The organism is Bifidobacterium choerinum, from assembly GCF_000741135.1.
GTDB lineage: Bacteria > Actinomycetota > Actinomycetes > Actinomycetales > Bifidobacteriaceae > Bifidobacterium > Bifidobacterium choerinum.
Window position 1 is genome coordinate 21,409 of record NZ_JGYU01000005.1, and the last position, 17,900, is coordinate 39,308.

Below are 17,900 nucleotides of genomic sequence, written 5' to 3' on the forward strand. Positions count from 1 at the left end.
CGGCTACGCATGCTGCCTCACTTGAACAGACGGGAACGGGTGAGGAACCACAGCACGAGCAGCGCGAGCACGAGCGCGAACACGATGATGATCAGGAACCCCCAGCGCGAGCCGGTGAACGGCATGCCGAGCATGCCGTTCTGGAAGTTCATGCCGTACATCGAGAAGATGAGCGTCGGGACCGACAGCGTGATCGAGATGATCGTGAAGATGCGCATCACGTTGCTCAGGTTGTTGGAGACGACCGACGAGAACGCGTCGGTCATGTTCGCGAGGACGCCGCTGTAGATGTTCGCCATCTCGATCGCCTGCTTGTTCTCGGTGATGACGTCGTCGAGCAGGTCCTCGTCCTCCGGGTACTGCTTGATGCGCGAGAGCGTCGTGAGCTTCTCCATGACGATCTCGTTCGACTTGAGCGACGTGTTGAAGTAGACGAGCGTCTTGCTCAGCTCGAGCAGCATCAGGATCTCGCGGTTCTGCATCGAATGGCGCAGCCGCAGCTCGAGCTTGTCGGTCTCGCCGTCGATGATGCGCAGGTAGCGCAGGTACATCGTCGCGTTGCGGTAGAGGATCTGCAGGATGAAGCGCGAGCGCATGAAGGTGTTGAAGCCGCGGATCGTGCCCTCCATGAACGGGTGGAGCACCGGCGTGTCCTGCATGCACACGGTGACGATGAGCGTGCGCGTGACGATGATCGACAGCGGGATCGTCTCGTACCAGTTGCGTCCCGAACGCTCCCCGACCGTCGGGATGTCGACGATGATCATCGTGTAGTCGTCCTCGACGTCGACGCGCGAACGCTCCTCGTCATCGAGCGGGGCGCGCAGGTCGGCGAGGTCGATGCCGGTCTCCTGGGCGACGGTGGTGAGCTCGACGTCGGTGGGGTCGCACAGCGCGAGCCATGAGCCGTTCTCCGGCTTGTCTATCTGTTCGACCTGTCCGTGAACGGTACTGAACATGCGCAGCATGAGATCACCCGCCTCTCATTCGCCGAGCCGCGCGACGGACGCGGCCTGTCCTTGTGCAAACATCAACAGCTTAGCCGCACCTATGAGACACGCCGCCCGGGCGGGGCCGGGCGGCGTGGGCGCCATGCGGGCGGCTTCAGCCGGCGATCGGCCTCCACATCGGCATGTCGGGGTTGCGCAGCTGCTCGGGGCCGTTCTCCCAGTCAACGAACTCGGCGATCTGCGGGCCGTGGTTGAACTCGGCGAGCAGCCAGCGGTCGCCGTCGGCGCCGTGCTCGAGGCTCAGACGCGACCAGAAGGCGTTGCGCATGGCGTCGAGCCCGTTGGCGGCGTCGACGTCCATGCCCAGCAGCGTCGCGATCGTCGCGACAATCCACGATCCGTGGGAGACGACGAACAGCGTCTCCTCGCCGGGCACGTCCCGCGCCTGGCGCACATACGAGCGGATCGTCTCGGCGCCGCGCTCGCCGACCTCGCGCCGGCTTTCGACGCCGTGGGCGAGCTCGCCGCCCTCGTGGCGCCTCCAGGAGCGGAAGTCCTCGGGCCAGCGCTCGCGGATCTCCTCGCGCGTCATGCCCTCCCATTCGCCGAAGCCGCGCTCGCGCAGCCTCGGGTCGAGATGCACGTCGAGGCCGAGGATGTCGGCGAAGACGTGCGCCGTCTGCTGCGCGCGGAACAGGTCCGAGCTGACGACGACCATCGTGCGCTGCGAGGCCGGCGCCTTGCGGTACTCCTCGGCGTCGACGGCGCGCACGGCCGCCACCGGCGCCTCCGGCAGCAGCTCGGGATGGGTGGCCAGATTGCTCACCTTCGCCCAGTAGTAGCGCTGCGCGAGCGCGAGGCCGCTCTGGTCCACCTGCCATTGGCCGACGATGTCGAGCGGGACCTCGACCTGGCCCTGCAGGCGGCGTTCGAGGTTCATCGAGGTGCGCCCGTGGCGCAGCATGACGATGTCGGTGATCATCTTTCCTTGTGACTCCTTACGCTTCGTGGATGGCGACGGGGCCGGTTCAGTCCTTCGCGATCGTCTTGCCGGCGTGCGCGCCGGCGGACAGGTCCTCGATCGTGTCGATCGTCATGACCGGCACGCATGCCGGGACCTTCGTGCCGCGTTCCTTCGCGAGCCTGACCTGCTCGTCGTAGACCGCGTCGTCGGTGTGCAGGATGACCTCGCCGCGGAAGCGGTAGCCCTTCTTCTGCTCGAAGTTGACGAACGCGACGACCAGGGGGCTGCCGTTCTCGAGGTTGCGGTAGGTCTGTCCGGCGGTGCGCTCGTGGTAGGCGAGATGCTCGTCGTCGAGCGCGAACATGCTCATCTTCGGTCCGAGGTCAGGCACGCCGTCGGGGCTGACGGTGGCGACCCATGCGAGGTTGTCCTTGATGAAATCCTTCATCGCTTCAGTAAGCTGTGCCATTGTGGGGCTCCTTTCTGTACACTCCCCACACTACGCGACCGCGGCCGGCCACATGCCCCGTTGCGCTGTGGAATGAGCGCGACGCATGTCATGCTGCTCACATGTGAGCCCGCTCACACCGATGCCGCACCGTCGCGGCCCGTCGGACGCTCTCCGTCGTGCAGGGTGCCGATAACGAAAAACCCGGCCGAAGCCGGGTGTCGATCGTGGAGCTAAGGGGATTCGAACCCCTGACCCTCTCCATGCCATGGAGATGCGCTACCAGCTGCGCCATAGCCCCGAATAGGGAGGAACCTGATGCCAGGAACCTTCGTGGAGCTAAGGGGATTCGAACCCCTGACCCTCTCCATGCCATGGAGATGCGCTACCAGCTGCGCCATAGCCCCATCGGCTTTTCAGCCAACTCGAAATAGTGTACATCATGGATTCCCAATATGCAAAGGTCCGGCGTGTCGCACTCTGCGACACGCCGGACCTTCCCTGTCGGAACACCGTCACTGGGTCTGCTGGCCGGTGTCGTCCTTGTGTCCGGAGTCGCCCTGCGTGGTCGTGCCCTCCTGCCCGTCGTCCGTGGAGCCGCCGTTCTGCGACCCGTCGCCGGTTCCCGCGCTCTGCGACCCGTCGCCGGTTCCCGCGCTCTGCGACGGCGACGGCGTCGCGCTCGGTTCGACGACCGGCGAGTTCGAGCCCTGATCGTCCTTCGTGTCCGAGCCGCCGTCCTGACGCCGGTCGTCCGTCGAGGGCGTCGACGCCGTATCCGACGCCGAAGGCTCCGGCGTCGGCGTGATGACGCTCTGCGACGGCGCCGGAGAGACGTCGCCGCCCTCCTCGCTCGTCACGCTCGGGCTGACGATGTCGTGGACGACCGAATCGGTGCCCCTGCCGCCGGTGAGCGCGAGGATGACGCCGGCGGTCACGGCTACGGCGACCAGACCGGAGACGACGGCCACGACGATCGCCACGCGCTTGTCATGACCGGTGAGCTGAGGCCCGGAGGGAGCCGGCTTCGCCGGCGCTTTCCCCGATGTGGAGGCGCCGGCGCCGTTCGACGCGACGACGCGGCCCTTGCGTCCGCGTTCCTGCGCCGGCCGGCCGACCGGGGTGATCGTCTGCGTGTCGTCGGACGCATCGGAGGTCCCCTCCTGCCGTCCATCCTTCTCGCCGAGCTGCTGCGCGGCTGCGTCCTGCAGCTTCTTGCTCGAGGCGTCGATGACGTTCTTGTAGATCTGCGATGCCGACGTCGACACGATCGAGGCGACGGCGACGCCGATCACCGAGCCTGCGATGCCGATCTTCGACGACAGCAGGAACGACGTGACCGCCGCGAGCGCGCCCGCGAGCAGCTGGGAGAACGATAGTCCATTGAAAAAATTCTTCACGGTCGATTCATCCGATCATGGCGCGCCCGCCGGCCGCTTGGACCGTCGGGCGCGTCGGTGGGCAGAACTGCCATAAGCATAGACCAGTTCACCGTCCGTCGGCCTTATGCCGTGTCGGGTTCTCCCACAGCTCAGTGTCGGCGAGCGCGGGCCCGTGGTTGTAGTCGACGAGGATCCAGCGGTCGGGGTCGTCGAGCCCCGCGTTGACCAGACGCGCCCAGTGCGCGTTGCGCATCGATGTGACGGAGACGAAGTCCGGCAGCGCCAAGCCGATGCCGAACAGCACCTGCAGCATGTTCTCGATGAGCGCGCCATGGGAGAACACGAACAGATCGGTGTCCGCGTCCGCCCGGTGCGACCAGTCGCGCAGCGCCTCGACGCCGCGTTCGCCGGCATGTTCATGGGATTCTGCCCGGTGGCGCATCTCGCCGCCGAGGCCGCGGCACCACAGCTCGAAGTCCTTCGGCCACTGCGCGTCGAGCTCCTCGCCGGACATGCCCTCCCAGTCGCCGAAGCTGCGTTCGCGCAGCCGCGGGTCGGCGTGGACCTCGAGGCCGAGCGGGTCGGCGAACAGATGCGCGGTGCGGTTCGCGCGCCGCAGGTCGGAGGCGACGACGAGCTGCCGCGCGACGGGGTCGCGTTCGACGTAGAGCCTGCGCAGCGCGTCGCCGGTCTGGCGCGCCTGCCAGACCCCCACGTCGTCGAGCGGGATGTCGATGCTGCCCTGAACGCGGCCGGCGAGGTTGTAGGAGGTGCGCCCATGGCGCACGAGCGTAATCGAACGCACCGTCCCGATCGCCGTCATCGTCGCTCCCCCATCGGTCAGTCGGCGTCGGCGGCCGCGTCGGCCGCCTCGGGTAGTTCGAGGTCGATGCGCGGGCAGTCGCGCCACAGGCGTTCAAGCCGGTAGAAGTCGCGCGCCTCCTCATGCATGACGTGGATGATGAAATCGCCGTAGTCGAGCAGGATCCACTGCGCCTCCTGGATGCCTTCGCGGCCCTGGGGCTTGAGCTTGCCGCCCTTCGTGTACAGGTCCTTCTCGATCTCCTCGGCGACGGCGAGCACCTGGCGCTCGTTCGTCGCCGACGCGACGAGCATGCAGTCGGTGATGCCGACCAGGTCGCTCACGTCGTAGGCGACGATGTCGGACGCCTTCATGCGGTCGGCCGCCGCGGCCGCGATCCGCACCGATGCGATGGATGATTCAAGTGCCGTCATATCAACGCTCCCAAGCTGGTTTCCAATGCTGCACGATGTGCTGCGTGTTCTCCGAATAGACCATCGCGTCGTCCGGCACGTCATGGCGGATCACCGATCCGGCGCCGCTCGTGACATGGTCGCCGACCTCGACCGGCGCGACGAAGAGGTTGCCGGCGCCGATGTGCACGTCCGAGCCGATCGTCGTGTGGTTCTTGTGCACGCCGTCGTAGTTGGCAGTGATCGTGCCGCCGCCGATGTTCGTGCGCTCGCCGAGGTCGGCGTCGCCCACGTAGCTCAGATGCGGCACCTTCGTGCCGTCGCCGATGTGCGCCTTCTTCATCTCGACGAAGGCACCCGCTTTCGAGCCCTCGCCGAGCTCGTTGCCGGGACGCAGGTACGTCCACGGCCCGATGTTCGCGTCGCGGCCGATGTGCGACTCCTGCACGCGCGAGCGTTCGACGTGCGCGCCGGCGTCGACGGTTGCGTCGATGAGCGTCGTGTACGGGCCGACGACGGCCTCCTCGCCGACGGCCGTGCCCCCCTGCAGGAAGCAGCCGGGCAGGATCGTCGCGTCGCGGCCGATCGTCACGTCGTCCTCGATCCACGTCGTCGACGGGTCGAGGATCGTCACGCCCTCATGCATCCAGTACTCGCACACGCGCAGGTTGTGGGCGCGCGCGAGCGCGGCGAGCTGCACGCGGTCGTTGACGCCTTCGACACTCAGCGGGTCGGGCGCCGCGAAGGCGCCGACCTTGCCGCTCGCCTTCGCCGCCTTGAGCGCGTCGGTCAGGTAGAACTCGCCCTGCGCGTTGTCGGCGTCGAGGTCGGCGATTGCGGCGGCGAGCGCATGCGCGTCGAAGACGTACACCGACGTGTTCACCTCGCGCACGGCGAGCTCGCTGCTGTTCGCGTCCTTCTGCTCGACGATCTTGAGGACGTCGCCGTCGGGGGCGCGGATGATGCGTCCGTAGCCGGTCGGGTCGTCGAGCACCGTCGTGAGCACCGTCGCGTCGTCGCCGCTGGCCGCATGGTAGTCGAGCAGCGCGCGCAGCGTGCCCGTGTCGAGCAGTGGCATGTCCGACGCCGTGATCAGCACGTCGCCGTCGAGGTCGCCGCCGGCCGTCAGCTGGCGCATCGCGCACTGCACGGCGCGGCCGGTGCCGGGGATGTCGTCCTGCTCGACGATCGTCACGTCGGGGTCGTAGCCGCGCGCCGCCTCGGCGACGCGTTCGCCCTGATGGCGCACGACGACGGTGAGCGTAGCGGGCCCGAGCGCCTCGACGGAGGACATGACGCGTTCGAGGAAGGTCTTGCCCGCGAAGGTGTGCAGCACCTTCGGCTTCGACGAGCGCATGCGCGTGCCCTCGCCGGCTGCCAGCACGATTGCGGCGGTTACCGTCATCTGTTCTCCTTTGCGAGGACGGGGCCGATCGCCCCGTCATGGTCCCTGATGCGAAAGGCGCCCACATCCAAACGCCGAAGGCCGGATGCGGACGCCGCTGGCTCCCCCACCTGGACTCGAACCAAGACAAAGGGTTCCAAAGACCCGTGTGCTGCCATTACACCATGGGGGAACGGCGGGCGGACCCGCCAAGTGTTCATTATGCCATAGGGCCGGACCATGGGCGCGACCCCGTGGCGGGTCAGGCAAAGAGGAAGCCCTGGCCGTGGTGCTCGGGATAGGTCTCGAAGAGCTTGGCGACCGAGCCGTCCTCGAACACCGCCTTGATCGCGCTCGCCAGCAGCGGCGCGATCGACAGTACGGTCAGGCCGTCCCAGCGCTTCTCCTCGGGGATCGGCACCGTGTCGGTGAGCACGACCTCGCGCGCGCCGCAGCTCTTGAGCCGTTCGACGGCCGGGCCGGAGAGCACGCCGTGGGTCGCCACGACGGTCACCGACTTCGCGCCGGCCTCCTGCAGCACCTTGCACGCGCCGGCGATCGTGCCGGCCGTGTCGATCAGGTCGTCGACGAGCACGCAGTCCTTGCCCCTGACGTCGCCGACGACGCGGTTCGCGACGGCCTGGTTCGGCCTCGTGATGTCGCGCGTCTTGTGCACGAAGGCGAGCGGGCCGCCGCCGAGGTGCTGCGCCCACTGCTCGGCGACGCGGATGCGGCCGGCGTCCGGGGAGACGACGGTCACATTGTCGAGCTGGTTGGAGAAACGGTCGCGGATGTAGTCGACGAGCACCGGCATCGCGATCAGATGGTCGACCGGGCCATCGAAGAAGCCCTGCGACTGCGCGGCGTGCAGGTCGACGCTCATGATGCGGTCGGCGCCGGCCGTCTTGAGCAGGTCGAAGACGAGACGGCACGAGATCGGCTCGCGGCCGCGGTGCTTCTTGTCCTGGCGCGAATAGCCGAGCAGCGGGCTCACGGCCGTGATCGAACGCGCCGACGCGCGCTTGAGGGCGTCGATCATGATGAGCTGCTCCATGATCGACTGGTTGACCGGGTTGCTGTGGCTCTGCAGCACGAAGACGTCGGCGCCGCGCACGGATTCGGTGTAGCGCACGTACATCTCGCCGTTCGCGAAGTCGTAGGCGGTCGTCTCGAGCACGTCGATGCCGAGCTGGTCGGCGACGTCACGGGCGAGCTTGGGATGCGCCCTTCCGGTGACGAGTATCAGGTTCTTGTCTGGTTTGCCTTCGAGGATTGCGCTCACCGTATCTCCAAACGTCGGTTGGTTCGTAGCCGAGTCCCCAGTGTAGTGCCGGCAGCTGACGTGGGCGGAGGGGACTCCTCAGCCGCGCCCGCGGTACAGGCCGTGCTTGCCGATGTACTGGACGACGCCGTCGGGCACGAGGTACCACACCGGCTCGCCGTGCGTCGCGCGGTCGCGCACGTCGGTCGACGAGATCGCCAGCGCCGGGATCTCGAGCATGTCGACGCGCCCCGCCGGCAGCGTGACCGCCGACGAATAGCCGGGGCGCGTGACGGCGACGAAGTGCGCGATGCGGAACATCTGCTCGACGTCCTTCCAGCGCATGATCTCGGCGACGGCGTCCGCGCCGGTGATGAAGAACAGCTCGGCGTCCGGATACAGCGCGCGCAGGTCGCGCAACGTGTCGATCGTGTAGGTGACGCCGGGACGGTCGATGTCGACGCGCGAGACGGTGAACTTCGGGTTCGATGCCGTGGCGATGACGGTCATCAGATAGCGGTCCTCGGCGTTCGTCACATGCTTGTCGAGCTTGAAGACCGGACGCCCGGTCGGCACGAAGACGACCTCGTCGAGGTCATAGACCCACGAGACCTCGGACGCGGCGACGAGATGGCCGTTGTGGATCGGGTCGAAGGTGCCGCCCATGATGCCGATGCGCGGGCGCGTGTGCCAGTTGCCGCGCGGCGAACGGCGCCCCGGCGGCGAGACGAGGTGCGCCGTGGCCGCGTCGGACACCGACAGCTCGGCCATGCGCCGTGGCGCGTCGGCGACGCGCGACGCGTCGCCGTTGTCGCTGCCCGCCATGTCAGCGCTTCTCCTCGGCGCCGGCCGCGGCGCTGTCGGCGGCGACGCGATCGATCTCCTGCTGCAACGTGAGCTCCTGGGCGCGGTCGTCGGCGGCGTCGCCGTCGGGGTCGATCTTGCCCATGTCCTCATTCCATTCGTCCTGCACGACGCGCCGGATCTCGGCGAAGGTCGGCAGCAGGAAGCTCGGCTGGAACGCGCGGCGCACATGGGCGACGCGTTCGGTGATGCGGATGAGCGTGTCGGTCATGCCGTCGATGTCGTTGTCGCGTTCCATCGTGCGGAAGCGGTCGATGTAGTCCTCCATCAGCACGATCTGTTCGACGACTTCGCGGTAGCGTTCGTCGTCGACGTCGACGACGTCGGCGGCGTCCGTCTCCGGCCATCCGATGAGCACGGCGTCGGCGTACTCGAGCGACGCGCGCTGCGCCGCCGAGGCGATGCCGTCCTCGATCTGCACGAGGAACACGTAGCGCACGAGGCTGAGCCGTTCGGAGGCGACCTTGAGCAGGTTGCGCCGGTCGGTGAGGTCGACGCCCCATGGGTTCGCGAGCACATGCGCGTCGTCGAAGGTGACGGTCGCCGCGTCGTCGCGCGCCGTGGATCCATTGTCCGCGACGCCGGCGTTCGCCGGCGCGTCGTTCTTCGCAACGCCGTTCCTCGCGGCGTCGGCGGACGTCATCGTTCCGTCGTCGTTCCTGACGTCGTCCGCACCGTCGTTCACGCCGTCGTTGCGCACGCTCATGCCCTCACCTGTCCCGTGCCGTAGCCGATCCATTTCGTCGTCGTCATCTCCTGCAGTCCCATCGGGCCGCGCGCGTGCATCTTCTGCGTCGAGATGCCCAGCTCGGCGCCGAAGCCGAACACGCCGCCGTCGGTGAAGCGCGTCGAGGCGTTGACCATGACGACCGCCGAGTCGACGTCCTTCGTGAACCGTTCGATCGCGCCGTAGTCCTCGGCGAGGATCGCCTCGGTGTGGTGCGTCGAATAGCGGTTGATGTGCGCGATCGCCTCATCCATCGAATCGACGACGCGCACGCCGATCTCGAGGGCGAGGTACTCGGTGCCCCAGTCGGTCTCGTCGGCCTCGAACAGCTTGATGTCGCGGATGTTCGCGTCGCCGATGATCTTATACGAGACCTCGTCGGCGTGCATGACGACGTCGGCGTCCGCGAGCGCCTTCGCGACGGCCGGCAGGAACTCCTCGGCGATGTCGCGGTGGACGATGAGCTTCTCGGCGGCGTTGCACACGCCGACGCGCTGCGTCTTCGCGTTGAGGATGACCGGGATGGCCTTGGCGAGGTCGGCGGAACGGTCGACGTAGATGTGCACGTTGCCGGCGCCGGTCTCGATGACCGGGACCTTCGACTTCTCGACGACGGCCTGGATGAGCTGGGCGCTGCCGCGCGGCACGAGCAGGTCGATGTGGCCGCGCGCCTCCATCATCGCCGTCGCGCCCTCGCGCCCGTAGGCGTCGACGGAGCCGACGAGCGCGTCGTCGAAGCCGAGTTCGCGCAGCGTGTCGCCGACGATGGCGAGCGTCGCCGCGTTCGTGCGCTCCGCCGCGTGGCCGCCGCGCAGAATCGCCGCGTTGCCGGACTTGATGCACAGCGCGATGACGTCGACGGTCACGTTCGGCCGCGCCTCGTAGATCATGCCGATGACACCCATCGGCACGCGCACCTGCTGCAGACGCAGGCCGTTGGGAGCCTCGAAGCCGCGCACGACCTGGCCGACCGGGTCGGGAAGCGTCGCGACGTGGCGCATGTCGTCCGCCGACGCGGCGACGCGCGTCACGTCGAACTTGAGACGGTCCAGCTTGCCGGCGTCCATGCCGTCCTCGAAGGCGCGGTCCATGTCGAGCGCGTTCGCGCCGGCGATTTCGTCGGCGCGCGCGTCGAGCGCGTCGGCGATCGCGTTGAGGATGCCGTTCTTGACGTCGGTCGTGGCCTTCGCGAGCTTCGCCTGCGCGGCGCCCGCACGGTCGGCCATCGCGCACACCGCGTCGAAGACGTCGTCGCTGACCTTGTTGTGTTCGCTCTGTGTGTTCGTCATACTTGCACATTAGTGGACGCCCTGCCCTCATGCGCGCGCACGTCCGCGGGACGGTCGCCTGGCCGCGCGCGTCCGCCCGTTCCGCGACGCGGACAGCGTCGACGCGACTTTCGTCTGTGAACCCTATACTGAAATCATCCACACACTTCATCTCTCTACATCGTTAAGGACGGACGAGTGAACAAGTTCCACAGCACACGCAGCACCACCGACTCACTGACCTCGAAGCAGGCCATCCGCAAGGGCATCGCGGACGACGGCGGCCTCTTCGTCACCGACGAACTCGGCGAACGCCTCGTCCCCATCGACGACCTCGCCGGCAGGAGCTACCAGCAGATCGCCTATGACGTGCTCTCCGTGCTCCTCGACGACTTCACCGAAGAAGAACTCAAGGCATGCATCACCAAGGCCTACGGGCCGCAGTGGTCGGACGAGCGCATCACGCCGGTCAAGCCGCTCGGACAGGACTGGGTCATGGAACTGTTCCACGGCCCCACCTCCGCGTTCAAGGACGTCGCCTTGCAGATCCTGCCGCGCTTCATGGCGCGCACGACGCCCGCCGACGGCGACCCGGACGAGAAGATCATGATCGTCACGGCCACCTCCGGCGACACCGGCAAGGCCGCGCTCGCCGGCTTCGCCGACGCCGAGGGCACCGGCATCACCGTCTTCTACCCGCAGGGCCGCGTCAGCCGCGTGCAGGAACTCCAGATGACGACGCAGCAGGGTTCCAACGTCAACGTGTGCGCGGTCGAGGGCAACTTCGACGACGCGCAGTCCACCGTCAAGAAGATCTTCGGCGACAGGGACCTCGCCGCGCGTCTCGAAAAGGACGCGCACGTCGCGCTCTCATCGGCCAACTCGATCAACGTCGGCCGCCTCGTGCCGCAGGTCGTCTACTACTTCTCCGCATACGCGCAGCTGCTCGAACAGCAGGCCGTCAACGTCGGCGACCCGGTCGACTTCGTCGTGCCCACCGGCAACTTCGGCGACGTGCTCGCCGGCTACTACGCGAAGATGCTCGGCCTGCCGGTGCGCCAGCTCGTCGTCGCCTCCGACAGGAACAACGTGCTCTTCGACTTCCTGACGACCGGCACCTACAACCGCAAGCGCCCGTTCTACGAGACGATCTCGCCGTCGATGGACATCCTCATCTCCTCGAACCTCGAACGCATGCTCTACTACATGAGCGAGAAGGACCCGCGCCTGACCGCCTACCTGATGAACGACCTCGCCGAATGGGGCGCGTTCGAGGTGCCGCCGGAGCTGCTCGCCCAGATCCGCCGCCTGTTCGCCACCGGCTGGGCCGACGAGGACCAGGTGCGCCGGATGATCGCCGAATGCTTCAGCGAACACGGCTACGTGCTCGACCCGCACACCGCATGCGGCTACTTCGTCATGCAGCAGATGCCCGCCGATCCCGGCGTGCCGCGCGTGCTGCTGAGCACCGCCAGCCCGTACAAGTTCCCGCGCGTCGTCAACGAGGCGCTCGGCCTCAAGCACGACGGCACCGACTTCGAATGCATGGACGAGCTGAGCGAGAAGACCGGCACCGAGATCCCGCCGATGCTGCGCAGCCTCGAGACCGCCGACGTGCGCTTCCGCGACTGCGTCGAGATCTCCGACATGGGCCACTACGTCGAACAATGCGCCGACCGCCTGTGACACCTGTGCCGCCTTACCGGTAGCATCGTAACGCACGACCGCCCGCAGTCCTCACGACTGCGGGCGGTCGTGCGTTACGGGTCGTGCGTTACGGGTCGTGCGTTACGGGTCGTGCGTTACGGGTCGTGCGTCGTTTGATCCGCCGTCGCTACCGGTAGCGCCGCATCGGCTCACTGCAGCCGGCGCGGCGCGTCGGCGAAGTCGAAGAGCACGCCGTCCGCGAGCGTGCAGATGCGGTCCCAGTCGTGGTCGGAGGAATCGTCGTGCACCGCCCACACCTGCATCCCGGCGGACTTCGCCGAACGCATGCCGGCCAGCAGATCCTCGAACACGGTGCAATGGGCCGGGTCGACACCTACCTGTCGCGCCGCCAGCAGATACACGTCCGGATGCTCCTTGCCGCGGTCGCCGGCATCGTCCACGCCGACGACCGCGTCGAACAGATCAGCCATCCCCGCATGCTCGAGCGCCGGCGTGCGCAGATCGGGCAGCATCGTCGTGGCGACGGCGAGCCGCGCGCCGCTCGCCTTGAGCGCGCGCAGATAGTCGACGGCGTGCGGCTTCGGCTCCACGGCCTGCGCGTACATCCGCCTGGCCATGTCGTTCCATTCGGCGACGAGCGCCTCCGGCGTGTCGTGCAGCCCGAACCGTTCGATCGTGTATTCGGCGATTTCCATGAACTGCATGGCGCTCACCTTCGCCATGTAGTCGTCCGGCACCGTGATGCCGCGCTTCGCGAGGAACTCCTCGTCGATCCGGTCCCACACGCCCATCGAATCGAGCAACGTGCCGTCCAGATCGAAGATCGCGGCGCGCCCCGTGTTATCGGCGGCGCCGCCCGCCGTCATGTCGTCGGTCCGCGTGCCGCCGGTAAGTGCATCGTCCATTGCATTCCTCCTGTCGAACCGTCGAATCGAATCGCCGTCTGATGGGTGCCGCCCGTAAGCAGGCTGTGCCGTGTGATGCCACCCATAGGAGCACAGCGCCATCCGTAGGTGCGCCGTGCCGCCCATAAGCGGGGGGCGTCACCCATGCAGGCGATGCCGCCCGTAAGCGAACGGAGGCCGCGCGGGCGCGCCGTGCCGCCATGTCACGTGAGCTTCGAGGCGGCGAGCAGCTCCTTCGCATGTTCGAGCGACGTGGGCGTCGTGCTGCCGTCGAGCATGCGCGCGATCTCCTCGGTGCGCGCGTCGCCGATGACCTCCCGCACATGTGTGCTCACGGTGCCGTCGTCGTCCTTGCTTTTGCCGACGACGAACTGGCTGTCGGCCCACGACGCGACCTGCGGCAGATGCGTCACGACGATCACCTGCGCGCGCCGGGCGAGTCTGGCGAGCCTTTTGCCGAGCTCGACCCCGGCCTTGCCGCCCACGCCGGCGTCGATCTCGTCGAAGATGAACGTCATCGCCGGCACCGCCCCGTCGTCGCTGTCCGACTCGTCGGTCGCGCGCTCGCCGGCGCACGACAGCTCCAGCGCGAGCATCAGACGGCTGAGTTCGCCGCCGGACGCACTTTTGCCCATCGCGAGCGCCGGCGACCCCTTGAACGGCGTGAACAGGAATTCGACGTCGTCGCCGCCGTTCATGTCGAGCGCGTCGGCGCCGTCGCGCGCGTGCACGGCGACCGTCAGCGACGCGTCGGCCATCGCCAACTGCGCGAGTTCGCCGTCCACGTCCTTCGACAGTCGTTTCGCGGCGCGTTCGCGTGTCTTCGTCAACGCGGCCGCCGCCTTGCGCGCGGTCTCGAGGCAGCGGTCACGCCGTGCCGCGAGTTCCTCGAGCTTTTCGGGGGATGCGTCCAGGTCCTCCACGTCGAAGCGCGCCTTGTCGCGCCATGCGATGACGTCGTCGAGCGTCGGACCCCAGCGGCGCGTGAGCTCGTCGAGTTCGTGGATGCGGCCGTTGATCGTGTCGAGGTCCTCCCCTGACTCGTCGAGGTCGAGCTGCTGCGACAGCGTGAACGAGATGTCCTCGAGTTCCGCCTGCAGCGAATCGAGACGGTCCGCGCACTGTTCGAACACGCCGCCCAGACGGATGCCGCGCAGCGCCTGCGACGCGTAGCGGACGAGCTCGTCGGCGCCGCGGTACTCGCCGCCGTCGCCCTGCGACGAGTCGAGCGCGGCGAGCGCGCCGGCGACGCCCGCGTTGATCTGCGCGGCGTGCTCGATGCGTTCGCGCTGGCCTTTGAGCTCCTCGAGCTCGCCCGGCTGCGGGTCTACGCGGTCGATGCGCGCGATCGATTCGCGCAGATAGTCGGCCTGCTGGCGCATCGACGATTCCTGAGAGCTGAGCCTGCGCAGACGGTCGTCGATCTCGCGGTACGCGTTCCATGCCTTCGCGTAGGCGCGGCGCTCCTTCTCGTTGTTCGCGCAGCGGTCGAGGAACTCACGCTGGCGCGACGGCGACGCGATGCGCAGCTGGTCGCTCTGACCGTGGATTGTGATGAGTTCGCCCGCGATCGAGGCGAGCACCGACTTCGGCACCGTCCTGCCACACAGGATGGCGCGCGAACGTCCCGACGCGGGCACCGTGCGCGACACGAAGATCTCCCCGTCGTCGTCGGTGGCGCCCGCCTGTTCCGCAACCGCGAGCACGGCGTCGCCCTCGTTGGCCAGGAAGATGCCCTGCGCCCACGCCTGCTTCGCGCCGGCGGAGACGCGGCCGGAGTCGGCGGCGCCGCCGGAGATGAGCCTGATCGCGCTGAGCAGCATCGACTTGCCGGCGCCGGTCTCGCCGGTGATCGACGTCATGCCGCGCGCGGGCACGAGCTTCGCCTCGCGGATCGGTCCCAGATCACGCAGTTCGAGTTCTTCCAGCACCTGTCACCGTTCCTGTTCCGTCGTCGTGCCTTCGTCCGTCGCGTCGCCGCGTTCGGGATCGTCGAAATCGCCCTGACCGCGCAGCGACGTGTCGACGCGCGCGCCGGCGGCGGCCGGATGCAGGTCGCGCCAGCCGACGACCGGAAGATTGAACTTCGTGACGAGTCGGCTCGTGAACGGCGCGTCGGACAACCGTGCGAGGCGCAGCCGTCCGGAGGACTGGCGAATGTCGACGCGCGCGCCGCGCGGCAGCGGGCGCTGGCGGCGGCCGTCGCAGCAGATCCAGCCGTCGGAGGTCGAATCGTCGTCGATGCGGATCGAGAACGTCGAATCCGAGCCGATGACGATTGGCCTCGAGAACAGCGCGTGCGCGGCGAGCGGCACGAGCAGCAGCGCCTCCACCGTCGGCCAGATGATCGGGCCGCCCGCCGAGAACGCATACGCGGTCGAGCCGGTCGGCGTGGAGACGATGATGCCGTCGCAGCCGAAGGAGCTCATCGCCACGCCGTCGACGGCGATCGACAGCTCGACCATCTTGCCGCGGTCGGCGCGTTCGATCGTGATGTCGTTGAGCGCCCAGTCGCCGAGCGGCGCCGACGCGCCGGGCAGCCACACGTCCACATGCGCGATCATGCGTTCATCGATGCTGTAGTCATGCACGGCGATGCGGTGGATCGCCTCGTGGATCTGGAAGCTTTCGAATTCGGCGAGGAAGCCGACGTGCCCCATGTTGATGCCGAGGATGGGCACGTCCGTGCAGGTGACGAGTTCTGCGGCGCGCAGGATCGTGCCGTCGCCGCCGAGCACGAGCACGATCTCGGTGTCCGGGTCGACCTTCGGCGACGGCGAGCCGAAATCGGGCGCTTCCGTGTTGTCGATGACGGAGACGTCGAATCCCTCGTCACGCAGCTGTGCGATCGCGTTCTCGACGACCGTGCTGCGCCGGAGCCTCTCGTGGGTCACGACGACGACATGGCGTGGCCCTTTCGTTTCCGCTGCCTGCATGGACACCCCTTTACGCATGATGTTTCCACTCACAGTGTAATGGAACCGCCGGCGCAACGGAACCGACGCATGCGGGAGGTTTTCCCCTCGGCCATGCGCCGCCCCGCCGATTCCTACGGGCGGCACGTGCATCCCGTAGGCGCGCGCATCCGGCGCTCACGTCTACGGGATGCGCCTCACCCCCGAAGAATCGCGCCCGGCCGCGGACGCCGTGCGCCGCACGCCATGTGACGCGATCGCCGCAGGCGTCCGCGGCGCTCCCCGCAGGCGTCCGCGGTGATGCGCGGGTCGACGAAACGTCACCGACCCCTCTACAATGAGCAGCGTACTGAAAACAAGGATGGCGACCAATCGGAGGCAGCATGGCCAATCTCCTGTTCGACGAATCGGCGTCGAACAGCGACGCGTCGAAGGGATACGCCTGGTGGTTCTCCGGCGACACCTTCGAACAAGCAGCCGCTAACGAACGCCATCCCCGCAAACGTTCGCTCTCCTACCGGATCAACTCGCATCCCGGAAGGCTGACGATCCTCTACTTCCTGCTGCTCATCAGCGTATCGACGGGGCTGCTGCTGCTGCCGATAGCCACGCAGCCCGGGGAGAGGACCGAATTCTCGACGGCGTTCTTCACAGCCGTGTCCGCGCTGTCCACCTGCGGCATCTCGATCGTGAACACGACGACGCACTGGACGTACTTCGGGCAGGCCGTGCTCATCGTCTCCGTTCAGCTCGGCGGCCTCGGCGTGATGACCTTCGCGTCGCTCATCGCGCTCGCCGTCAACCATCACCTCAAGGCGATGCAACGCCTGCTCACGGCGAACGAACTCGGCACGAACAAGCTCAGCGAGATCCGCGGCGTGCTCGCCGTCGTCCTCACGACGACCTTCGTCATCGAGCTCATCACGTTCATCGCGCTGTTCCCCGGCCTGTTCCACGTCAACAAGGGCAACGTGGGCAACACGTTGTGGGAGTCGCTCTTCTTCGCCGTGATGGCGTACAACAACTCCGGCTTCACGCCCGACGGCGCCGGCCTGTACGTCGACAACTGGGCGGTCGGCATGCCGATCATGCTCTCGGCGTTCTGCGGCACACTCGGCTTCCCAGTCATCCTCAACATCTACCGCACGGCGCGACGCCATCAGAGCCCGAAACGCTGGAGCCTGCACACGAAGGTCACGCTCGTGACGACCTTCGCGATCGTGCTTGCCTCCCTCATCTGGTTCCTCACCGTCGAATGGGACAATCCGGCGCTGTTCAAGTACGCCGATGTCGAGACGCGCATGCGGCGCGCGATGGTGGCCGCCGTGATGCCGCGCTCGAGCGGCTTCGACCTGTCGTGGGTGCCGCAGGTGAGCGAGGCGACGAAGGTGTTCATGAGCGTCGTCATGTTCATCGGCGGCGGCAGCACGTCGACGGCCGGCGGCATCCGCGTGACGACCTTCGCCGTCATCCTGCTCGTGTGCAAGGCCGCGTTCACCGGACACAGCGACGTCACGGCGTTCAAGCGGCGCATCCACACGCACGTCGTCATGACGGCGGTGAGCATCACGACCGCCTGCTTCGTGCTCGTCCTCTTCGCGTCGATGGCGCTCATGCTCATCACGGGCGCGTCGTTCAGCCACGCCGTCTTCGACGCATGCTCTGCCTTCGGTCTGGGCGGATACACGGTGGGCGTCGCGGACGTGAACAATCCCCCGTCCCTGTACATCCTCGCCGCGACGATGCTCGTCGGCCGCATGGGTCCGATGACGCTCGCGTACGCCGTGAGCCGTCCGCGTCAGGCCGAGCTCGTGCGCTACCCCACCGACCAGATCGTCGTCGGCTGACCGCGCCATCTGCCGGCAACGATGCGCCGCCGGCAGCACATCGTTACGGGCAGCGCATCATTATCGTTATCGGCAGCACATCGTTACAGGCAGCGTATTGCC

At 67.5% G+C, this 17,900-nt stretch carries 16 protein-coding genes and 3 tRNA genes; 2 read left to right on the plus strand and 17 right to left on the minus strand.

Annotated features, from left to right (window positions below; translation table 11 throughout):
* Positions 1 to 17 precede the first annotated feature (17 nt).
* From BCHO_RS04325 to BCHO_RS04390, 14 genes are all read right to left on the minus strand, one after another.
* Entirely contained in the window at positions 18 to 968 is a 951-nt protein-coding gene (locus tag BCHO_RS04325; protein WP_024540427.1) for a magnesium transporter CorA family protein, read from the minus strand.
* 136 nt (positions 969 to 1,104) lie between these two features.
* Positions 1,105 to 1,932, minus strand: coding sequence for a histidine phosphatase family protein (locus tag BCHO_RS04330; RefSeq protein ID WP_024540426.1), 828 nt, complete (start codon positions 1,930 to 1,932; stop codon positions 1,105 to 1,107).
* A 46-nt stretch (positions 1,933 to 1,978) separates the two neighbouring features.
* Positions 1,979 to 2,383, minus strand: a complete 405-nt coding sequence (locus BCHO_RS04335; protein ID WP_024540425.1) for a pyridoxamine 5'-phosphate oxidase family protein — start codon at positions 2,381 to 2,383, stop codon at positions 1,979 to 1,981.
* Between the two features lie 207 nt (positions 2,384 to 2,590).
* Positions 2,591 to 2,663, minus strand: a tRNA-Ala gene (locus tag BCHO_RS04340).
* Positions 2,664 to 2,696: 33 nt separating this feature from the next.
* Positions 2,697 to 2,769: transfer RNA gene (locus BCHO_RS04345), tRNA-Ala, on the minus strand.
* 108 nt (positions 2,770 to 2,877) lie between these two features.
* A complete protein-coding gene (locus tag BCHO_RS04350; protein WP_024540893.1) occupies positions 2,878 to 3,762 on the minus strand; it encodes a hypothetical protein in 885 nt (294 codons plus the stop codon).
* A gap of 88 nt (positions 3,763 to 3,850) precedes the next feature.
* Positions 3,851 to 4,567 (minus strand): histidine phosphatase family protein, encoded by a 717-nt coding sequence (locus BCHO_RS04355; protein WP_024540892.1) that lies wholly within the window; start codon positions 4,565 to 4,567, stop codon positions 3,851 to 3,853.
* Positions 4,568 to 4,584: 17 nt separating this feature from the next.
* The gene (rsfS, locus tag BCHO_RS04360) at positions 4,585 to 4,980 is read right to left on the minus strand and encodes a ribosome silencing factor (RefSeq protein WP_024540891.1); all 396 of its coding nucleotides are present in this window, start codon (positions 4,978 to 4,980) and stop codon (positions 4,585 to 4,587) included.
* A 1-nt stretch (position 4,981) separates the two neighbouring features.
* Positions 4,982 to 6,364: a bifunctional UDP-N-acetylglucosamine diphosphorylase/glucosamine-1-phosphate N-acetyltransferase GlmU gene (gene glmU / locus BCHO_RS04365; protein ID WP_024540890.1), complete on the minus strand. Its 1,383-nt coding sequence runs from the start codon at positions 6,362 to 6,364 to the stop codon at positions 4,982 to 4,984.
* Positions 6,365 to 6,462: 98 nt separating this feature from the next.
* Positions 6,463 to 6,536 (minus strand) — tRNA-Gln (locus tag BCHO_RS04370).
* A 69-nt stretch (positions 6,537 to 6,605) separates the two neighbouring features.
* Positions 6,606 to 7,625 (minus strand): ribose-phosphate diphosphokinase, encoded by a 1,020-nt coding sequence (locus BCHO_RS04375; RefSeq protein ID WP_024540889.1) that lies wholly within the window; start codon positions 7,623 to 7,625, stop codon positions 6,606 to 6,608.
* A gap of 78 nt (positions 7,626 to 7,703) precedes the next feature.
* Positions 7,704 to 8,429 carry a nicotinate-nucleotide adenylyltransferase gene (nadD, locus tag BCHO_RS04380; protein WP_024540888.1) on the minus strand — a complete coding sequence of 242 codons (726 nt, stop codon included), beginning with the start codon at positions 8,427 to 8,429 and terminating at the stop codon, positions 7,704 to 7,706.
* Position 8,430: 1 nt separating this feature from the next.
* Positions 8,431 to 8,985, minus strand: coding sequence for a hypothetical protein (locus tag BCHO_RS04385; protein ID WP_029675443.1), 555 nt, complete (start codon positions 8,983 to 8,985; stop codon positions 8,431 to 8,433).
* A gap of 185 nt (positions 8,986 to 9,170) precedes the next feature.
* A complete protein-coding gene (locus BCHO_RS04390; RefSeq protein ID WP_024540886.1) occupies positions 9,171 to 10,484 on the minus strand; it encodes a glutamate-5-semialdehyde dehydrogenase in 1,314 nt (437 codons plus the stop codon).
* Positions 10,485 to 10,661: 177 nt separating this feature from the next.
* Between BCHO_RS04390 and thrC the strand changes: the two genes are divergently transcribed.
* Positions 10,662 to 12,149, plus strand: a complete 1,488-nt coding sequence (gene thrC / locus BCHO_RS04395) for a threonine synthase (protein WP_024540885.1) — start codon at positions 10,662 to 10,664, stop codon at positions 12,147 to 12,149.
* Between the two features lie 170 nt (positions 12,150 to 12,319).
* Here the strand turns inward: thrC and BCHO_RS04400 are convergent, their stop codons facing one another.
* From BCHO_RS04400 to BCHO_RS04410, 3 genes are all read right to left on the minus strand, one after another.
* Positions 12,320 to 12,997 carry an HAD family hydrolase gene (locus BCHO_RS04400; RefSeq protein WP_024540884.1) on the minus strand — a complete coding sequence of 226 codons (678 nt, stop codon included), beginning with the start codon at positions 12,995 to 12,997 and terminating at the stop codon, positions 12,320 to 12,322.
* Positions 12,998 to 13,239: 242 nt separating this feature from the next.
* The gene (gene recN, locus BCHO_RS04405; RefSeq protein ID WP_024540883.1) at positions 13,240 to 14,967 is read right to left on the minus strand and encodes a DNA repair protein RecN; all 1,728 of its coding nucleotides are present in this window, start codon (positions 14,965 to 14,967) and stop codon (positions 13,240 to 13,242) included.
* 3 nt (positions 14,968 to 14,970) lie between these two features.
* A complete protein-coding gene (locus BCHO_RS04410; RefSeq protein WP_024540882.1) occupies positions 14,971 to 15,972 on the minus strand; it encodes an NAD kinase in 1,002 nt (333 codons plus the stop codon).
* A 362-nt stretch (positions 15,973 to 16,334) separates the two neighbouring features.
* Here BCHO_RS04410 and BCHO_RS04415 point away from each other — a divergent pair, with 362 nt between their 5' ends.
* Positions 16,335 to 17,798, plus strand: coding sequence for a TrkH family potassium uptake protein (locus BCHO_RS04415; RefSeq protein ID WP_024540881.1), 1,464 nt, complete (start codon positions 16,335 to 16,337; stop codon positions 17,796 to 17,798).
* Positions 17,799 to 17,900 lie beyond the last annotated feature (102 nt).

Excerpts from the sequence above, each read along its gene's own strand:
- BCHO_RS04325 (WP_024540427.1), bottom strand. The coding sequence starts at position 968 with ATGCTGCGCATGTTCAGTACCGTTCACGGACAGGTCGAACAGATAGAC.
- BCHO_RS04330 (WP_024540426.1), bottom strand. The coding sequence starts at position 1,932 with ATGATCACCGACATCGTCATGCTGCGCCACGGGCGCACCTCGATGAAC.
- BCHO_RS04335 (WP_024540425.1), bottom strand. The coding sequence starts at position 2,383 with ATGGCACAGCTTACTGAAGCGATGAAGGATTTCATCAAGGACAACCTC.
- BCHO_RS04355 (WP_024540892.1), bottom strand. The coding sequence starts at position 4,567 with ATGACGGCGATCGGGACGGTGCGTTCGATTACGCTCGTGCGCCATGGG.
- rsfS (WP_024540891.1), bottom strand. The coding sequence starts at position 4,980 with ATGACGGCACTTGAATCATCCATCGCATCGGTGCGGATCGCGGCCGCG.
- glmU (WP_024540890.1), bottom strand. The coding sequence starts at position 6,364 with ATGACGGTAACCGCCGCAATCGTGCTGGCAGCCGGCGAGGGCACGCGC.
- nadD (WP_024540888.1), bottom strand. The coding sequence starts at position 8,429 with ATGGCGGGCAGCGACAACGGCGACGCGTCGCGCGTCGCCGACGCGCCA.
- BCHO_RS04390 (WP_024540886.1), bottom strand. The coding sequence starts at position 10,484 with ATGACGAACACACAGAGCGAACACAACAAGGTCAGCGACGACGTCTTC.
- BCHO_RS04400 (WP_024540884.1), bottom strand. The coding sequence starts at position 12,997 with ATGACGGCGGGCGGCGCCGCCGATAACACGGGGCGCGCCGCGATCTTC.
- BCHO_RS04410 (WP_024540882.1), bottom strand. The coding sequence starts at position 15,972 with ATGCAGGCAGCGGAAACGAAAGGGCCACGCCATGTCGTCGTCGTGACC.
- BCHO_RS04415 (WP_024540881.1), top strand. The coding sequence starts at position 16,335 with ATGGCCAATCTCCTGTTCGACGAATCGGCGTCGAACAGCGACGCGTCG.